General features: G+C 57.8%; 16 protein-coding genes. 6 read left to right on the top strand and 10 right to left on the bottom strand.

The genetic code is table 11. The features are described 5' to 3' along the window. Positions 1–11: 11 nt before the first annotated feature. The 3 genes from GGE33_RS26260 to GGE33_RS26250 are packed head-to-tail and all read right to left on the bottom strand — an operon-like array spanning position 12 to position 2,790. Positions 12–1,316 carry a TRAP transporter large permease gene (locus tag GGE33_RS26260; protein ID WP_183830174.1) on the bottom strand — a complete coding sequence of 435 codons (1,305 nt, stop codon included), beginning with the start codon at positions 1,314–1,316 and terminating at the stop codon, positions 12–14. Continuing rightward, positions 1,316–1,816 carry a TRAP transporter small permease gene (locus tag GGE33_RS26255; protein WP_183830171.1) on the bottom strand — a complete coding sequence of 167 codons (501 nt, stop codon included), beginning with the start codon at positions 1,814–1,816 and terminating at the stop codon, positions 1,316–1,318. The genes GGE33_RS26260 and GGE33_RS26255 overlap by 1 nt, the downstream gene beginning before the upstream one ends. A gap of 2 nt (positions 1,817–1,818) precedes the next feature. Next, positions 1,819–2,790, bottom strand: a complete 972-nt coding sequence (locus GGE33_RS26250) for a TRAP transporter substrate-binding protein (RefSeq protein WP_183830168.1) — start codon at positions 2,788–2,790, stop codon at positions 1,819–1,821. 335 nt (positions 2,791–3,125) lie between these two features. Between GGE33_RS26250 and GGE33_RS26245 the strand changes: the two genes are divergently transcribed. Next, on the top strand, positions 3,126–4,076 hold the full coding sequence (locus GGE33_RS26245) for a VOC family protein (protein ID WP_183830255.1): 951 nt from the start codon (positions 3,126–3,128) through the stop codon (positions 4,074–4,076). 69 nt (positions 4,077–4,145) lie between these two features. On the opposite strand, the gene GGE33_RS26240 is transcribed toward GGE33_RS26245, so the two are convergent. The 7 genes from GGE33_RS26240 to GGE33_RS26210 all read right to left on the bottom strand — a co-directional run bounded on the left by GGE33_RS26240 (position 4,146) and on the right by GGE33_RS26210 (position 11,747). Beyond that, complete coding sequence (locus GGE33_RS26240; protein ID WP_183830164.1) at positions 4,146–5,216, bottom strand: AbrB family transcriptional regulator; 1,071 nt, start codon at positions 5,214–5,216, stop codon at positions 4,146–4,148. Further along, positions 5,213–5,683, bottom strand: coding sequence for a tripartite tricarboxylate transporter TctB family protein (locus GGE33_RS26235; protein ID WP_183830161.1), 471 nt, complete (start codon positions 5,681–5,683; stop codon positions 5,213–5,215). Before GGE33_RS26235 ends, GGE33_RS26240 begins: the two co-directional genes overlap by 4 nt. Then, positions 5,680–6,612, bottom strand: coding sequence for a tripartite tricarboxylate transporter substrate binding protein (locus GGE33_RS26230; protein ID WP_394353703.1), 933 nt, complete (start codon positions 6,610–6,612; stop codon positions 5,680–5,682). The genes GGE33_RS26235 and GGE33_RS26230 overlap by 4 nt, the downstream gene beginning before the upstream one ends. Before the next feature lie 125 nt (positions 6,613–6,737). After that, on the bottom strand, positions 6,738–8,234 hold the full coding sequence (locus GGE33_RS26225) for a tripartite tricarboxylate transporter permease (protein WP_183830158.1): 1,497 nt from the start codon (positions 8,232–8,234) through the stop codon (positions 6,738–6,740). A gap of 203 nt (positions 8,235–8,437) precedes the next feature. Then, positions 8,438–9,325 (bottom strand): amidohydrolase family protein, encoded by an 888-nt coding sequence (locus GGE33_RS26220; RefSeq protein ID WP_183830155.1) that lies wholly within the window; start codon positions 9,323–9,325, stop codon positions 8,438–8,440. Then, entirely contained in the window at positions 9,325–10,347 is a 1,023-nt protein-coding gene (locus tag GGE33_RS26215) for an amidohydrolase family protein (protein WP_183830152.1), read from the bottom strand. Before GGE33_RS26215 ends, GGE33_RS26220 begins: the two co-directional genes overlap by 1 nt. Before the next feature lie 152 nt (positions 10,348–10,499). Beyond that, positions 10,500–11,747 (bottom strand): LysR substrate-binding domain-containing protein, encoded by a 1,248-nt coding sequence (locus tag GGE33_RS26210; RefSeq protein ID WP_183830149.1) that lies wholly within the window; start codon positions 11,745–11,747, stop codon positions 10,500–10,502. Positions 11,748–12,061: 314 nt separating this feature from the next. On the opposite strand from GGE33_RS26210, the gene dctA reads away from it, so the two are divergent. From dctA to GGE33_RS26185, 5 genes are all read left to right on the top strand, one after another. Continuing rightward, a complete protein-coding gene (gene dctA, locus GGE33_RS26205; protein ID WP_394353702.1) occupies positions 12,062–13,408 on the top strand; it encodes a C4-dicarboxylate transporter DctA in 1,347 nt (448 codons plus the stop codon). Between the two features lie 41 nt (positions 13,409–13,449). Continuing rightward, positions 13,450–14,121, top strand: a complete 672-nt coding sequence (locus tag GGE33_RS26200) for a 4-carboxy-4-hydroxy-2-oxoadipate aldolase/oxaloacetate decarboxylase (RefSeq protein WP_183830145.1) — start codon at positions 13,450–13,452, stop codon at positions 14,119–14,121. Then, positions 14,114–15,178, top strand: a complete 1,065-nt coding sequence (locus GGE33_RS26195) for a 4-oxalomesaconate tautomerase (RefSeq protein ID WP_183830142.1) — start codon at positions 14,114–14,116, stop codon at positions 15,176–15,178. Before GGE33_RS26200 ends, GGE33_RS26195 begins: the two co-directional genes overlap by 8 nt. A gap of 112 nt (positions 15,179–15,290) precedes the next feature. Next, on the top strand, positions 15,291–16,289 hold the full coding sequence (locus tag GGE33_RS26190) for a Bug family tripartite tricarboxylate transporter substrate binding protein (protein ID WP_183830139.1): 999 nt from the start codon (positions 15,291–15,293) through the stop codon (positions 16,287–16,289). A 222-nt stretch (positions 16,290–16,511) separates the two neighbouring features. Continuing rightward, entirely contained in the window at positions 16,512–16,820 is a 309-nt protein-coding gene (locus GGE33_RS26185; RefSeq protein WP_112456502.1) for a type II toxin-antitoxin system RelB/DinJ family antitoxin, read from the top strand. Positions 16,821–16,987 lie beyond the last annotated feature (167 nt).

Below are 16,987 nucleotides of genomic sequence, written 5' to 3'. Positions count from 1 at the left end.
GGAACCTACCCTCAGCCGAACATTGTATTGGGGATGATAAGAGCGATTTGCGGGAACAGGATGATCAACAGTAGGCCGACTATCATCGCGAACAGAAACGGCATGACGCCTCTGAACACGGTCTTCAGCGAAACATCGCCCGCCACACCTCGAACCACGAAGACATTCAACCCGACCGGTGGCGTGATCATTCCCATTTCCACGACAATCACAGCAACGACTCCGAACCAGATCGGATCAAAACCAAGCGCGGTAATGACAGGAAAGACGATTGGGACCGAGATCACCAGCATCGATAGGCCATCCATGAACATACCCATGATGACGTAGGCGATAATGATCGCGAACAGCGTTCCGTAAGGTCCGAGTCCGAGCCCTTGCAGTCCCTCGCCAAGAAGCGCTGGGATCTGCGTGACGGCGAAAAATGGATTGAGAACGTTGGCGCCAATAACGATCATGTACAGCATGGCGGTGGTTTTCAGCGTGTCCATCACTGCTGCCGCAAATCCTGCACGGTTCAGCTTGCGCCCGGCCAGGGCCAAGAGGATGACGAGCGCCGCACCGATGCCGGAGGCTTCGACGGGCGTGAAGGCCCCGATGTAAATACCCCCAATGGTCAGCACCATCACCGCCATCAGCGGACCTGCCTGCTTCAGGGTGGCAAAACGTTGCCGAATCGGGACGTTGGGGCCCGCAGGCGCCTGGTCAGGTTTGCGCAAGGCGACCAGCCAGACCGTCAGCATGAACAACACCATCAGCAGCAGTCCAGGCAGGATGCCCGCCATGAATAGGCGTCCGATCGACTGCTCAGTCAGGATCGCGTAGAGAACGAAACCCGTCGAAGGCGGGATCAAGAAACCCAATGTCCCGCCTGCTGCTACCGCACCTGTGGCAAGGCCGTCGGCATAACCAAGCCGCTTCATTTCCGGCAGAGCCACTTTACCGATCGTCACCGCCGTTGCGACCGATGATCCTGAGACAGCGGAGAAGGCGGCGCAGCCAAGGACCGAGGCGGATGCCAAGCCCCCGCGGAAGTGCCCGACCCAGGCAAAAGCTGCGTCATATAGACCGCGCGAGAATCCTGCCGCCGATGCAATGTTACCCAAGAGGACAAACATCGGCACGACGATCAGCGTTTCGCTGGCCACTGCAGAATAGCTTTCCGTCAGCATCAGCGCGCCCGCGGTACGCAGGCCCTGGAGTACCCACATTCCGAAGAAGCCAGCAAGCAACATGGCGAACGCCACCGGCGTTCGAAAAATCATCAGGAAGAACAGGAAGAAAATGCCCAGAAGGCCAACTGCCGTCGGTGACATTAGCGGCCTCCTGCACGGATAATTGTCACGCACTGCGCCGCCATGACGATGACGCATAATGTAATGCCGAATGCGAGAATTCCGTAGAACGGCCAGATCGGTAGGCTGAGCATGTTGGTCGTATCGCTGAACTCGCGAGCATCCAGCGCCTTGAGAATGGCCCGTTGTGCGAGGACGGATAGGACGAAGCCGGACAGTAGGCGCGAGCCTATATCCCCGATGAACCGTCCGACCCGTCCGATGGCATTGTCAAAGACGTCGACGCCGACATGGCCGCTTTTCGCTGTACAATAGGGCAAGGCTGCCATGACCAGCGTCAACGCGGCCAGTTGGTTGATTTCATTGAGACCGAGAACCGGTACGTTGAACGCATACCGCAAAATGACCCCGACCGAGATGAGGATGACTAGAAACAGCATGGCTGCGGCGGCGATGACGGCCAGCCAGACCGTCACCCGTTCAAGCCAGCTTTGTGCCGGCAGAGTTACATCACCAGACATTCTCATTTCGCCTTCAGAGCATCTACAACCGCCTGCGATCCTTCGCTCTGCTTGATTGCCTCAGCGGTGACCTTGTCGGCCGCGGCGTTGAATGGCGCCGCCTGCGCTTCGGTTAGGGTGATGACATCCTTGCCCGGCAGCTTTGCGAAATCAGCAAAACCCTTTTCGGCGACGGTCAGCTGGACTTTCTGTCCATCGAGCGAAACCTGCTTTCCGGCTTCGTCGACGACCTTTTGCTGATCCGGCTTCAAATCAGCATAGGCGTCCCGGTTCATGAGAATGAAAAACGGGGAGTTGGTGGTCTTCATTCCCTTGGTGATGAAATTTGCGACTTCGCCAAGTTTGAAGGCATTGACGGCGGTGCCGTCGATCATCGCCCCGTCGATGACCCCTGTCTGAAGGGAGTTATATATTTCCGACACAGGCATCGAGACCGGTGTCGCGCCCCAGGCTTCGACCAGAAGGCCCGTATTGCGGGACGGAACGCGGACCTTCATCCCCTTGAGATCGTCCAATACACGCACCGGCTTCGACCGCGTGAAAAGAACATTGTCCGCGCTGGACCACATGCCCACCAGCTTCACGCGGCGGTATTCTTTGGAAAACTGATCAAGGTGAGCCAGAAGGGTCTCGGTACCGTCCTTCTCAGTCAGCACGCCGGGTAATTCCGCAGTGAGCGTCAGCGGGAATTGGGATGCCGTATAGCCTGGCAACGAGACCGCAAACTCTGCGACGCCATCGACAACGCGGGAATACTGCTCGACTGGGCCCGCGCCGAGTTCACCTCCATTGTAAAGCTTGATCTTCACTTCTCCGGCGGTGCCCTGTTCTACGGCTTTAGCAAAGGGCTCGAAGGCGCGCGACACATAGGGATGTGTCGGCGCCATGTAATTGGCAAACTTCAATTCTGCGCCGAAAGCAGACGTCGAAATCAGTAAGAGCGCCACGGGCGCGATTTTTGAAAAATTTCTCATGATAACCCTCCCAGGTTCAAGGCCTCCCGCCTCGTGTTGTTTTGATTAAAGTGAGTTCGACTCACAGCCCAATTCGAACATGTCGCGCAAGCATAAGAATATGCTATAGTATACCATAAGGAACAGGTGCTGGCTGGCGATTTCCGCGCAGGACGATAGCGGCATTGAATAGCTTTTTCTTATACGAAAAGCGTTATTTCGATTTGCCTTTTAGTTCGCTCAGCGATGAGATCCAATATTGGAGCGAAGGGAGGAAAATTCGCCATGGCACCATTTACTCGATCGACTTCCATTGCGCAGCGCTGCAGTTGTTGCGGAGGTACCCGATGAGCGAGATGGCCCATCATGACATCGCTCATCTCGGTCATGTCGAGATGCTCACTGACCGTTTCGACGAAAGCCTGGATTTTTTCACGCGCATATACGGGTTGAAGCTTTCGGGGCGGGACGAGAACAGCGCCTATCTACGAGCTTGGGATGATTATGAATATTGCACGCTGAAATTGACGCGTTCACCCACAACCGGCGTCGGTCATATCAGCTACCGCGCCACGAGCCGCGAAGCACTCGACCGGCGCGTGCAGGCCATAGAGGCTTCGGGTTATCAGGTACTGGGCTGGAACGAGGGAGACCTTGGCCACGGGCGGGCTTTCCGCTTCGAGGATCCGTTCGGCCATGTCTTCGAGATCTATTACGACACCAACTGGTATGAACCGCAAGACGAGGCCGAGCGCAGTGCTCTTAAAAATACCGCAAGCGCTTTCACCGGCGCAGCGCCACGCCGTCTTGACCACCTCAACCTTTTATCTTCCGACGTTACTGAATTCAAACGCTTTATGGAGACCTGCCTCGGTGCCCGGGTCACGGAATTCATCCAGCTCGACAACGGCCGGATCGGTGGTGCCTGGTTCACTGTCAACAACAAGACGTATGATCTTGCCTGCACCGAAGAACATGGGGGCGGTGTGGGAAGGCTCCATCACGTGACGTATGCAACCGATCAGCGCGAGGACATTTTGCGCGCCGCCGACATTTTCCTGCAAAACGGTGTGCATATCGAAACCGGCCCCCACAAGCACGCCATTCAAGGGACGTTTTTCCTTTATGTCTGGGAACCAGCGGGCAACCGCGTCGAGCTCGCCAACTCCGGCGCACGGCTCATTCTTGCTCCTGATTGGCGTCCGATCATGTGGACTGAAGCGGACCGAAAAAAGGGCCAGGCCTGGGGTTTAAAGACGATCGAGACCTTTCACAGCGACGGTACGCCGCCGATCTTGAAGGATTGACTGGATCAGAGGACTGGCCGTCTAGATCGACGACGTCCCTACGCCCAGCGCTTCGGATAGCCATCGTGACTATCCGAAGCGCTCGGTCCAGCGGATCAACGGCCGCGCCAGCGGCATAAGAAGAAATATGCGCACGACCTGCGCTGCCGTTACAACCGGGACGCTCTGGTGGAGGAACTGCGCGGTCAGCGCCATTTCGGTGACGCCACCTGGCGCTATACCGAGTACGGCGCTGCGCCAGTCGAGGGGCGTGAAACGGGCTAGAACTGCCGCAGATCCGCATGTCAGCACCAACAAACAAACCGTTCCCAACAGCGAGATTGTCAACTCTCGACCCGCGCCCCGTAACAGGCTCGCCTGAAAAGTTGATCCAAGCCACGACCCGAGAACCACTTGTGCAGTGGCCAAAACGACAGGGGGGTAATGCGGCAAGGCGACGCCGCCTGCCGTCAGCATTGCCGCGATTGTCAAAGGCCCAAGAAAAAAGGGATTTGCCCAATTAAGGTGTCTGAACAGCAGGCCGCCAGCCAAGCCGATAATGGGAAGGGTCGCCAGCCAGGGGTCAAGAAATGCTTCCGCTCCTGCGGCGCTTGGCACTGCTCCCCTTTGCGCGCCATCAACAAGGTAGAGAATCGTAGGTATGACCACGACGACTGCAGCAATGCGCAGCGACTGCGCTATTACGACCGGCGCGGCGGGTTGACCGACGCTCTCGGCGATGATGGCGGCTTCCACCGGCGCCAATGGAAATGTCGCCAACGCCATGCGTGACAGCTGGACGCCCGCCAGCCTTGCCTGAATGAAGGCGACGACCAGCGAGAAGCCTGTCGTCATTGCCGCCATGCCGACCAGAAGAGGCAGAAGGTCGAGCACGATGGCAAGCGCATCGCCGGTGAAGGAAAGACCGACGGTTGTCGACACCACAGCCTGTCCAAAAGGGCGGGTGCGGACCGGAAGCGGCCGATGGATCAGCCCGCGAAGGGAAAGGCCCGCCGTCATCAACAGCGGGCCGATCATCCATGGAAGAGGCATATGCATTGTCGTACAAATCCAGCCCGCTATCGCCGCCGACAGATAGACCATCAGCAGCCGCCACCAGCCATGTCCATTCGGCAGAGCGGTGTCGGACGCCTGTGTCATGGCATCGGAAGCCCGAGCAGCTTTCCGAAAAGGAGCACCGCGATCAACCAAAGCCCAAGCCCTGTTGCCCCGGCTCGCAGGAGCCGACGCTCGCCGGGAAAAAGCAGTGTGACAAGTCCGGAGGCGGCAGCAATCGATAAGGGCAGCCCTATCCAGTTAACGCCCGCTAGGCAGATGACGAAGATCAGGAAAGCAACCAATGCTCTGTGCGCTCTCGAAAAATCGCCTTGCTCGTCTGCAAATGCTCCTCGCATCGTGATGACGAGATAGGCCAGGGAACAGATCGTTCCGAAGATGCCGACCTGAACCGGGAGGGCGCCAGGTCCGGTATCACCGGTCGAGTGACCGGCCGGCAAGGCCAACGCCAACATCAGGAATGCGACGCAACCCGCAAGGCAAGCGACGCCAGCGATGAGGTCACTGACCGGGAAAACCCGGCCAGCTTGATTAATATCTCGATCGCTCATTTCACAAATCCGGCAGATTTGAGGAACTCAGCCTGCTCGGTCAGATCTTTCTTGACGCGGCTGGTGAACTCTTCCTCGCTCCAGTTCGGGCTGTCCTGGAACTGTTCTTCCTGAAATTTCTTCCATTCGGCAGACGCGGTGACCTTGTCTATTGCGGTCTGAATCGACGCAACGACATCATCCGGCGTGCCTGCCTTGACGGCAATGCCGCGCCAGATCGCGCCTTCGAGATCGAAACCCTGCTCCTTGAAGGTGGGCGCATCGGGCAGGAACGGCGAGCGTTCGGCAGTGCTGACACCAAGAAGCCGGATTTCGCCGCTCTTCACCTGCGACAGGGCTGTCGACGGTGTCATCATCGCCGCATCGATATGCTTGCCAAGAAGCGCCAGCGTCACCTTGCCCGAGGCATCGTGCGGGATCCACCCGCTTTCGAAACCGCCCTGTTTCATCATCTGGTACAGCATGTACTGGTGAAAGCCGCCAGACGAATGTCCGCCCACCTTCATGCCATTGGGATGATCCTTCATATACTTTACGAATTCGTCGACGTTCTTGTAGGGGCTGCTGCTCAGGACAGCGAGAGACGACGGTTCCGACTGCATGGCCCGAAGCAACCTCAGATCCTCGACTTTAAATGGGATCAGCCCTTGCGCGATGCCAAAAGTCAAGGTGCCGGTCAGCACCAGGATGTTATAGCCGTCGGCGGGCTGCGTGACGATCTGCGACAGACCGACGGCACCGCTTCCGCCGGCACGGTTGTCGACCTTCACGGTCCAGCCGCTTTCCTTTTCCAGCAGTTCCGCAAGCTTGCGGCCGTAGGTATCGAGGGCGCCGCCGGCGCCTGACCAGACCACGAGGGTCACGGCTTTCGTCGGATAGTCTGCGGCGACGGCGGCCTGCGGAAGTGCGGTGCCTGTAATCGCTGCCATGCAAAGAGCGGCAATGGTGGAGCGCAACAGGTGTCCCAAACCTCGGGACTTGTTCATGGTTGTGGTCGCGTTGTGCATCGTTTCTCTCTCCCTGAAATGATGGCTGGATGCGTGGATGGTATGGCTCAGGCCGGATCGACGGCAACAACGCGTCGTGCAGACCAGAGCCGATAGATCGGCACCGCCAGGCTGACGGCGCTGAGGATCAGGAACAGCACGCTGATCGGGTCGGTCAGGAAGATCATGTAGCTTCCCTGCGACGACACGAGCGCCGTGCGATAGTTGGATTCAATCAGGTAGCCGAGGACCATTGCCAGGATGACCGGCGCCACAGGGAAACTGAGTTTTTTCATGAAATAGCCTAGAAGGCCAAACCCGAGCGTCATCCAGACATCGAACATCAGGTTGCGGATAGCGAAGGAGCCGAGCACGGCAAAAGCGAGAATGCCGGCGGCGATTACTCCGGTCGGAAGCAGCAATGTGCGGGCCATTATCGGCAGGAAGAGCGACCCAACGAGATACTGTACCAGCGATGCAATGATAACGCCGAAGAGGATCGAATAGACCAGAGCCGGCGATTCCGTGAACAGCTGCGGGCCGGGATGCAGACCGTGCATGATGAGGGCGCCCATCATAATAGCGGTTGTCGGCGATCCCGGCACGCCTAGCGACAAGAGCGGGACCAGAGCGCCACCGACTGTTGCGTTGTTGGAGGCTTCGGGAGCCGCGATGCCGTTGGCGGCGCCCTTGCCGTATGCCTGAGGGTTCTTGTCGCGGGCACGGGCATAATCTCGGGCGACCCAACAGGCGATGTTGCCCCCGACGCCAGGTAAAATGCCCAGCAAAGTACCGATCACCGAACCGGAAACCATCGATCGCCAGGTTTCCTTGAGCAGCGCGACCGACATGAAGACGTGCCCTACACGGCTTTCACCCATCTTGGTGCGCCGGGCCTGCTTTTCGGCGAGGGCGATGGCTTCAGAGACCGCAAAAAGCCCGATCAATGCGGCGAGGAACGGAACGCCCTCGTAAAGCTCGAACTGGCCGAAGGTGAAGCGTGGCGTTCCAGCAATCGGATCGATGCCGACGGTGGCAAGCGCCAGGCCGAGAACGGCGCCGAGGAGACCCTTGACCAGCGAGCCGCCGGAAAGGGCTGCAACTGAAGTCAGGCCGAACAGGCCGACAGCGAAATAACCCGCCGGGCCGAACTGCAATGCCAGCTTCGCCAGCGGCATAGCCAACAGGAGAAGTGCGAGCCCCCCGAGAATCCCGCCGACCGTGGATGCGGTCAAGGAAATCGAGATTGCCTCGTTTGCACGTCCCTTCTGCGCCATCGCATAACCGTCGATGGCGGTCGCCGCGGCGGCTGCGGTGCCGGGTGTCGACAGAAGAATGGCGCTGATCGACCCACCGTATTCTGCGGATGTGTAAAGGGAAATCATCAACAGCATGCTGAGTTCGGGAGACATGTTGTAGGTAAAAGGGATCAACAGACTGAGTCCGATAGAGGGACCAAGGCCTGGCAAGGCGCCGATAATAATCCCAAGTACCGCCCCGATGAGCAGAGCCGCGATGCCCGATAGGCTAAAGATCACAGCCAGCGACTGGATTATGCCGTCCATTCATTTTCCTCCCGATTGACCAGATTCGGGCGCCACTCCTCAGGCATCCCAGTCAGTCACTTGTTCTTCTGCTTGAACGTCTTTCAGAACAATTCAAAACAGTAAGTTTAGATATAAGTTTATGCTATTGCAGACAGACAACCTGTTGCATAGGTGCACCCTGCGACCTCGCAGAGTGCCACTCAGCGTTTTGGTGCCTTCAGTCAGGGCCAGTAGATGCGCATGGGGTTATCGACCAACAGTTTTTGTTGGAGATTTTCCGTTGGCGCGATCTGCGGGATGAAGTCAACGAGATGGCCGTCATCGGGCATGTGCGATATCATGTTGGGGTGTGGCCAGTCCGTTCCCCACAAAACGCGATCGGGAAATTGCTCCACGAGCATACGCGCGAAAGGCACCACATCTTCGTAGGCCGGACCGCCGCTCTTCGACAGACGCTCGGGGCAAGTGACCTTGCTGATGATGTTTTCGTGTTCCGTCATAAGTCGGATGAAACGGCCGAATCCCGGACCGCTTGCAGCCTGCGTCACATCTGGACGACCCATGTGATCAACCACGACGGTCGTCGGCAGCGACGTGAAGAAATCCCAACGCTCCTCGAGATCCGCCGCTTCAAAATAGATGACGACGTGCCAGCCGAGCGGCGCAATACGGTCGATGATGGCGTGATAGTAGGCGTCCGGCTTCGGGTCGACCAGGCGTCGCACAAAGTTGAAACGTACTCCGCGCACTCCGGCTTCGTGCAACTCGGAAAGTTCGTCGGCCGATACCGTGTCGCGAACCGTCGCCACACCACGGGCCTTGTCATCGGAGGCGCGCAATGCGTCTACCAGCGCCCGATTGTCTGCGCCGTGGCAGGTGGCCTGAACGATGACATTACGTTCGAAACCGAGATAGTCGCGAAGAGCGAACAGCTTGTCCTTGCCGGCGTCGCACGGGGTGTATTTGCGCTCAGGTGCGAAAGGGAATTCATCGCCTGGGCCAAACACATGGCAATGGGCATCGACCGACCCGACTGGAGGGCGATAGCCTGGCTTGCTCGGCTCGGGGTCAAAGCATAGCCAGTTTGGATCCATCTGAAACTTCGGCATCACAGCCCCCTTGACTTGAGCTGCGCGTCGAGCCGTGGATAGACCCGACGGGCGTTCAACTCGAAGACCTTCCGCTTGTCGGCGTCGGAAATTTGCAGTGCGTCGACATAACGCTTGGTGTCATCGAAATAGTGTCCGGTTTGCGGATCGATCCCGCGCACGGCACCGACCATTTCGGAACCGAACAGGATGTTGTCGATATCGATGACCTCGAACAGGAGATCGATGCCAGGCTGATGATAGACGCAGGTATCGAAAAACACGTTCTTCATCACATGCTGGCCAAGCGGCGGGCGCTTGAGCATATCCGCCAGCCCGCGGTAACGTCCCCAGTGATACGGAACAGCGCCACCACCGTGAGGAATTATGAAGCGCAAATCCGGAAAGTCCTTGAACAGGTCACCTTCAAGAAACTGCATGAACGCTATAGTGTCGGCAGCGATGTAATAAGCGCCGGTCGCGTGCATGGCACAATTGCAGCTACCCGACACATGGATCATTGCCGGTACGTCGAGTTCAACCATTTTTTCAAAGAACGGATACCAGGCGCGGTCGGTCAGGGGAGGGGCGCTGAAATGCCCACCTGACGGATCCGGATTGAGGTTGCAGCCGACGAATCCGAGTTCGGAAACGCAGCGCTCAAGCTCCTCAATCGAGGTCTCTATCGAGATACCAGGTGTTTGCGGGAGCTGGCAGACGCCGGCGAATGTTTCAGGATAAAGGTTTACGACCCGCTTGATCAGATCGTTGGAACGCCGTGCCCAAACCTTCGCGGCGAACTGGTCACCGATATGCGGCGCCATCGCCGAGGCACGGGGAGAAAAAATCGTCATGTCGGCGCCGCGTTCGCGCAGCAACCGCAACTGGTTGGCCTCGATCGTCTCGCGGATCTCATCGTCCGATATGTCGGGATAGGCAGGGTCGATGTCGCCGCCACTCTTGATGGCGTCTTCCTGCTGCGCGCGCCATTTCGTGTGGGCGGAAGGCGCGGTCGTATAATGGCCGTGGCAATCGATGATCATGTCTTCGGAATACCTCCTACACGTGCGAGCAGTCGGCACAAGCAGAGCGCGTCGCAGATTTCAAAATGAGCGTGGAAGGCGGGTCCCGCTGTCATGCCTGGCGAGCGGCTCTCCTCCCAACTCGTAGGCAAGTTGTATCGAAGAGATTTGTCTTAGGCATATCGAAACGGCTTCTTCTCCATTAGTTTTTCTGAAGTCCAATTTTCACATGTTATCTTGAACTCGGTGATGAACGCCGTCTGCAGCTGCGTGGGGCGCCAGTCGCTACGGGTGGTCAGGCCGATCTTGCGCTTTGAGATGAAGCTGCCGCCGACTTCGACGAGGAGGCCGGCACGGCGTTCGAAGACGAACTGATCACGCGACATCAAGGTCAGCCAATCATCGTTCAGCATGAGACCGCGACCGATCGTTACGGAATTGCTCTCGATACGAACTGGAGGAGGCTCTAGCCCGTTTTCGCCAAAGATGGCTTCCCAGCGCGTCCGCATCGGCGCACCGCCCGTCGCAATCACCCACGGGAAGCTCCCCAAACTTGACAACGCCGGAGCTGCGCGTCCAGCTAAGGGATGGCCGGCGCGAGCGACGATGACGAGGTCGTCGTCGAAGACGGCTTCCTGAACCACATCTCCCACGGGTAATGGCTCGCGAAGAGCGCCGATAAGTACGTCCAACTGCCCATTGCGCAGGCCGGCAAGCAAATCGGTATAAGGCCCTTCAATGACGTCGATCCTTGCGGCAGGATTAATGTGAGAAAACCGCGATAATGCCCGAGGAAGCAGGATTGCCTGCGCCATCGGCAATGTGCCGATAGCAATGCGTCCCGCCCCCTCAAGCCGCAGCGCCGCCAGTTCGTCATATCCGGCTTCTATTTCCGAGAAGGCCAGCCGTGCGAACCGAAGGAGACTTGTCGCAGCGGGGGTGGGTTGAACCGTCTTGCCATGTCGCGCCAGGAGCAGAATGCCGAGCAACTGCTCCAGCTCGCGCGCGGATCTGTGTAGAGCCGGCTCGGATAGCCCCGTCAGTTTCGAAGCGAGTGCAAAGCTTCCGGTCTGATCGACCGTCAGTAGGGACCGCAGCTGGCCGAAGGTGATGCGTCGCTCGATATTGGGTAAAGCCGGCAATCGTGCCGACCTGCGCACATTCTGTCCGCCGCGCACGATATAAGCGAGCGCACGCTCTATGCGTATGCGCATCAACTCTCCTGCGCGCGTCGAGGTGACGCCTCCGGGCTGGCGCTCAAATAGGGCATGCCCGAGTTGCGCTTCGACTTTTGCCACCGCCTGCGTGATCGCCGGCTGCGACAGGTTAAGGGCTTGCGCGGCGGCGCTTATGCTGCCTAGCCGGGCGGCGGCGGCAACGGCTTCGAAATGCCGCAGATTGATGTCACGGGTCATATCCATGACGATACTTAACCAGAGCTTATGGCTTGCGCGCAAATCTATTTTGCCTTTTTCGCCAGTCCATTCCTTAATTCACCGAAGAGGGGAGGAAGAGGAGGTCTTCCGAGAACTCGGTCGCTGACATTCTTTGATGTCGGTTTGCCCCATGTGGCAGAACCGGGTGGGAGCAATTTTCTCCATCTCATGACGTTCGGATCAGCCAGCGCAATGGTTGCTGGTGGCGATCCAGAAAGTGACATTGCGCCGTAAGGCGTCGGGCGTTCCGCGCGACTTGTGTTTCATGAGAGCTGGAATGCCCAAGGAGGAATAGACATTTGACGTATTCATCAGTCAGCAATCCGTCCCCGTCGAGCTCGGCGCTGAAGACCGGCGGCGGTAGGTTCGGGATCCTTGGCCAGCTCTGGTTCCAGGTTCTTGCTGGAACCGTAATCGGCATCCTGCTGGGACATTTCGCACCGGACATCGCCGTGGCGATGAAGCCGTTCGGCGATGCGTTCATCAAAATGATCCGCATGATGATCGGGCCAATCATCTTCGTGACGGTCGTTCACGGCATTGCCGGTATGAATGATATGAAGAGCGTCGGGCGCGTCGCCCTGAAATCAATTCTTTATTTCGAAGCGATCACCACGATTGCCCTGATTTTCGGCCTCGTCGCAGTCAATCTATGGAAGCCAGGCGCTGGCATGAACATTGATCCGACAACGCTAAATGCCGACTCGATCAAGTCCTATGTCGCCACCGCCCATGACCAGTCCCTGACGGCCTATTTCATGGGCATCATTCCCGACAGTTTCGTCAGCGCTTTCACCGAAGGGCATGTGCTCCAGGTTCTGTTCATCTCGGTTCTGTTCGGCATTGCTCTAGCAGCGATCGGTGAAAAGGGTCGTCCGGTCTACACCGTGATCGAAAGCGCCTCGCAGGGTCTTTTCAAGATCATCGGCTACATCATGTACTTCGCTCCGCTTGGAGCGTTCGGCGCAATTGCTTTTACAATTGGGCAATTCGGCACGTCCTCGCTGTGGTCTCTCGGTTCGCTAATCATTGAGTTTTTTGTGGTTTGCGCGCTGTTCACGGCAATCGTGTTCGGTGGCATCGCTTATTGGTGCGGTGTCAGCCTGTGGCGCCTATTCAGCTACCTGTGGGACGAAATCATTATTGTCGCAGCTACGACCTCGACTGAGACCGTGCTGCCGAGGCTAATCCAGAAAATGGGCAAGGCGGGTTGCGAGGAGTCAGTCGTCGGGTTCGTCGTTCCGGCCGGCTATTCATTCAACCTCGACGGGACATGCCTTTACCTTACCACGGTCGCGGTATTCCTGGCGCAGGCTACTAACACGCCGCTGACGATTTGGCACGAACTGACGCTGATCGGCGTGCTGCTCCTGACTTCCAAGGGTGCCGCGGGCGTGGCGGGAGCCGCGTTCGTAGTCCTGGCGGCAACCTTGAACACAACGGGCGCTATTCCCGTCGCCAGCATTGCGCTCATCCTCGGCATTCACCGCATCCTGGCCGAGGGATTAACTTTCGTGAACCTGATCGGCAATGCGCTAGCCTCTGTCGTAATCGCGAAATGGGAAGGCAAGCTCGACGAGAAGTTGCTGGCTGAAACCATCGGTACACGTCGCCTACAGCGCATCCACGGCGTGAGCGCAGCCTAAGCTCCGCCGCGAAAAGTGTTTATCTGAAAGGAAATTTAAATATGGGTATCGTCGTACAAAATATCGAACGTGCAAGTGCCGAGACCATTGCGAAACTCGGCGCTGCCGGCGTGGCGACCGTTCACGAAGCGCAGGGGCGCAAGGGTATGCTGGCAAGCTATATGCGGCCGATCTACGCCGGCGCCCAAGTTGCCGGATCGGCGGTGACGATTTCATCGCCCCCCGGTGACAACTGGATGCTGCACGTGGCGATCGAGCAGCTGAAAGAAGGCGACATTCTCGTTCTGGCGCCGACCTCGCCCTGCGATAACGGCTATTTCGGCGACTTGCTTGCGACATCGGCAATGGCGCGAGGCTGCAAGGGGCTGGTGATCGATGCCGGTGTCCGCGATATCCGCGACCTGACCGCCATGGGGTTTCCAGTGTGGTCGAAGGCGGTTTCGGCACAGGGCACGGTGAAGGAGACGCTCGGTTCGGTCAACGTGCCCATCGTCTGCGCTGGAGCGCATATCGAGGCGGGAGACATCATTGTCGCCGATGACGATGGCGTGTGCGTGGTCCGACGCAGCGAGGCCGACCAAGTTCTAGCAGCTGCTGAAAAGCGCCTCGCTAATGAGGAAGCCAAGCGGACCCGCCTGGCCGCGGGAGAGCTAGGGCTCGACATCTACAACATGCGTCCGACGCTCGAGCAGAAGGGTCTGAAATATGTATGAAGATGGCATTCCCTGCCTCTGGATGCGCGGCGGGACCTCCAAGGGCGCATACTTTTTGGCGGAGCATATGCCGGCCGATCCGGTCATTCGCGATGGCCTTCTGCTAAGGATCATGGGCTCGCCTGATGCGCGCCAGATCGACGGCATCGGTGGTGCCGACCCGCTGACGTCAAAGGTTGCCATTCTCTCACCATCGAGCCGTGACGATGCCGATGTAGACTATCTGTTCCTGCAGGTCTTTGTTGATCAGGCGTTGGTCAGCGACGCGCAGGGGTGCGGAAATATCCTCGCTGGTGTCGGTCCGGCGGCAATCGAGCGCGGGCTGGTGGCGGCGAAGGGCGACCTGACCGAGGTCAGGATCCATATGGTGAATACAGGAGAGGTGGCGGTGGCCAAGATCTCCACACCGGGCGGTCGCGTATCTTATGTCGGCGATACGGAAATTGCCGGCGTACCGGGACATCACGCGGCCGTGCCGCTGCTATTCGAAAACACGGCCGGCGCAATGTGCGGCGCGCTTCTTCCGACCGGCAACAACGTGGATGTCATTGACGGTGTCGAGACTACACTGATCGACAACGGAATGCCGTGCGTCATCATGCGCGCAACGGATTTTGGCCTGAGCGGCCACGAGACCCGCGAGGAAATAGAAGCCGATGATGCTTTGAAAAAGCGAATCGAGTCCATCCGTCTTAAGGCCGGGCCGATGATGAACCTCGGCGATGTCACCAAGGCATCCGTGCCAAAAATGACCCTACTCTCTGCCGCCGCAGATGGTGGTGCGATTTCGACGCGCAGCTTCATCCCGCATCGGGTGCATGCGTCCGTCGGCGTTCTTGCCGCCGTGACCGTGGCGACCGCTACCCGCCTTGAGGGCAGTCCCGCAGCGGCCCTCGCCAAGGCGCCCTCTGACGGCCGGTACCTGATCGAGCATCCGACCGGCGCAATGGAAGTATTCCTGGAAATCGATGCGCAAGGACAGGTCAAGGCGGCTGGCACTGTGCGCACAGCACGGAAGTTGTTTGACGGGCGGGTGTTTCCTGCGCCGGCCAAGTGAAAAGGCATGGGGCTGAAGCCTGCCTGGTTTGAGGAGACCGGGAGAGTGTCAGCCCCATGGACAAGCGAGGGTAAAAAACGCCGCGCGATGCGGCCGAACGGGAGGAGCAGACATGAACCAACTATCCGGAATGATACCGCGTTATCTTCGCGTGTGCAGGCTCGGTGCCGTGGCGCTGGCTTTGTCGCTATCGGCAAGTGCCGCAACGGCACAGTCCTATCCTTCCCGTGACATCACACTGGTACTTCCGTTTGGTCCGGGTGGAATCGCAGACATTACCGCCCGTATCGTCGCAGATGCCTTAGGCAAGGAACTCGGACAGCAGATCATCATCATGAACCAGCCGGGCGCTGGCGGCGCAACAGCAGCTCAAGCCGTCCTCAACGCAGAGCCAGACGGTTATACGCTCGCATTGTTTTCGAATGGCACGGCGATCAGCGTTCCTCTGTTCAAAAAGTTACCGTTCGATCCGGTCTCCGAGTTTGTGCCGGTATCGAGCCTCGCCTATTTCGATTTCGTCTTCGTCACCAAGGCGGATGGTAAGTTCAAAACGCTTAAGGACGTCCTCGATGCGGCCAAGGCCGAGCCCGGTGCGCTGAATGTCGGAACTATCAATACGGGCAGCACTCAAAATCTTGCCGCCGAGTTATTTAAATCTGCTGCCGGAATTGATTTCACCATTGTGCCGTACAAGGCAACTCCGGACTTGCAGGTCGCTTTGCTTGGTGGAGAAATCGATATGATTATCGACAGCCAGACCGCACTTCAGGCAGCCTTACAGAAAAACCAGGCGATCGCGATCGCGTCCTCCGGCCCGAGAAGGTCTAGCCTGACGAGCGATGTACCTACGGTGACGGAAGCAGGAATTTCGGGATATGATGTAACGTCCTGGAATGCCATTTTTGCGCCCAAGGGTACGCCGGATGAAGCTCGTAGTGTGTTGAACAGGGCATTAACGTCAGTGTTGGCGGATGAAGCTATCAAAAGGCGTTTCGCTGATCTTGGGGTCGAGGCTCGGTCCAGCAAGCCGGAGGAAATTGGAAATCGTCTCCACGAAGACATCGAAAAATGGAGTGCGGTGATCGAGAAGGCTGGTATTCCAAAACAGTGATGTGACTGACGCAAGTTGGACCGTCTAGCAACGCGCCAAGTGTTTTGGCGCGAGCGAATTGTCGGAATTCGCTCGTTTATTGTGAGCGATCGAAATTAGAGGGTCAGTGGTTCGAATTGGTTCAAGAGCTTTAAAACGCGTCGAGCAGATAGTGCCGGCAGATAACCTTCTGGAAATCGTCATTCAATTGCATTACTATCTTGCAAAACGTGGGAGATAGCCGTGGCTGCAAACGCTCTTGTCCAAACTCGCATCGATGCCGAAGTTCGGGATCGCGCTTCTGCTGTGCTTGAGAGCATGGGCCTAACCGTATCTGATGCGGTTCGTATTATGCTCACCCGGACTGCTAACGAGGGGGCGCTGCCTCTTGAGCTTCTTTCTGGCAGTGAAGCGCATGACGCTTGGTTTCGAAGTAAAGTGCTCGAAGCGTTGAACGACACTAGACCTGATTTATCGGATGACGATGTCGAGGCGCACTTTGTCAAACGTCGAGCGGCGGCTCGCCTTAAAACTGGTGCGCCAGAATCGTGAAGCTTACCTGGTCTGCGTTTGCATTATCGGATCGCGACGCCATCTTCACATACATTGAGGCAGATAGTCCTTTAGAGCGTTTCCTCGTATTTCTGAATCGTTTCGGATACCCAAATCACCTGTGTTCTGATTCACTGATGCTGGCTGGATGGAGGCCAGCATTCTAT

The organism is Aliirhizobium cellulosilyticum (assembly GCF_014198105.1).
Taxonomy (GTDB): domain Bacteria; phylum Pseudomonadota; class Alphaproteobacteria; order Rhizobiales; family Rhizobiaceae; genus Neorhizobium; species Neorhizobium cellulosilyticum.
This window is presented reverse-complemented; position numbering and strand designations above follow the sequence as displayed.

What these genes read in the sequence shown, in the direction of transcription:
- GGE33_RS26260 (WP_183830174.1), bottom strand. Translation starts at nt 1,316, where the DNA reads ATGTCACCGACGGCAGTTGGCCTTCTGGGCATTTTCTTCCTGTTCTTC.
- GGE33_RS26255 (WP_183830171.1), bottom strand. Translation starts at nt 1,816, where the DNA reads ATGTCTGGTGATGTAACTCTGCCGGCACAAAGCTGGCTTGAACGGGTG.
- GGE33_RS26250 (WP_183830168.1), bottom strand. Translation starts at nt 2,790, where the DNA reads ATGAGAAATTTTTCAAAAATCGCGCCCGTGGCGCTCTTACTGATTTCG.
- GGE33_RS26245 (WP_183830255.1), top strand. Translation starts at nt 3,126, where the DNA reads ATGGCCCATCATGACATCGCTCATCTCGGTCATGTCGAGATGCTCACT.
- GGE33_RS26240 (WP_183830164.1), bottom strand. Translation starts at nt 5,216, where the DNA reads ATGACACAGGCGTCCGACACCGCTCTGCCGAATGGACATGGCTGGTGG.
- GGE33_RS26235 (WP_183830161.1), bottom strand. Translation starts at nt 5,683, where the DNA reads ATGAGCGATCGAGATATTAATCAAGCTGGCCGGGTTTTCCCGGTCAGT.
- GGE33_RS26230 (WP_394353703.1), bottom strand. Translation starts at nt 6,612, where the DNA reads ATGGCAGCGATTACAGGCACCGCACTTCCGCAGGCCGCCGTCGCCGCA.
- GGE33_RS26225 (WP_183830158.1), bottom strand. Translation starts at nt 8,234, where the DNA reads ATGGACGGCATAATCCAGTCGCTGGCTGTGATCTTTAGCCTATCGGGC.
- GGE33_RS26220 (WP_183830155.1), bottom strand. Translation starts at nt 9,325, where the DNA reads ATGCCGAAGTTTCAGATGGATCCAAACTGGCTATGCTTTGACCCCGAG.
- GGE33_RS26215 (WP_183830152.1), bottom strand. Translation starts at nt 10,347, where the DNA reads ATGATCATCGATTGCCACGGCCATTATACGACCGCGCCTTCCGCCCAC.
- GGE33_RS26210 (WP_183830149.1), bottom strand. Translation starts at nt 11,747, where the DNA reads ATGGATATGACCCGTGACATCAATCTGCGGCATTTCGAAGCCGTTGCC.
- GGE33_RS26200 (WP_183830145.1), top strand. Translation starts at nt 13,450, where the DNA reads ATGGGTATCGTCGTACAAAATATCGAACGTGCAAGTGCCGAGACCATT.
- GGE33_RS26195 (WP_183830142.1), top strand. Translation starts at nt 14,114, where the DNA reads ATGTATGAAGATGGCATTCCCTGCCTCTGGATGCGCGGCGGGACCTCC.
- GGE33_RS26190 (WP_183830139.1), top strand. Translation starts at nt 15,291, where the DNA reads ATGAACCAACTATCCGGAATGATACCGCGTTATCTTCGCGTGTGCAGG.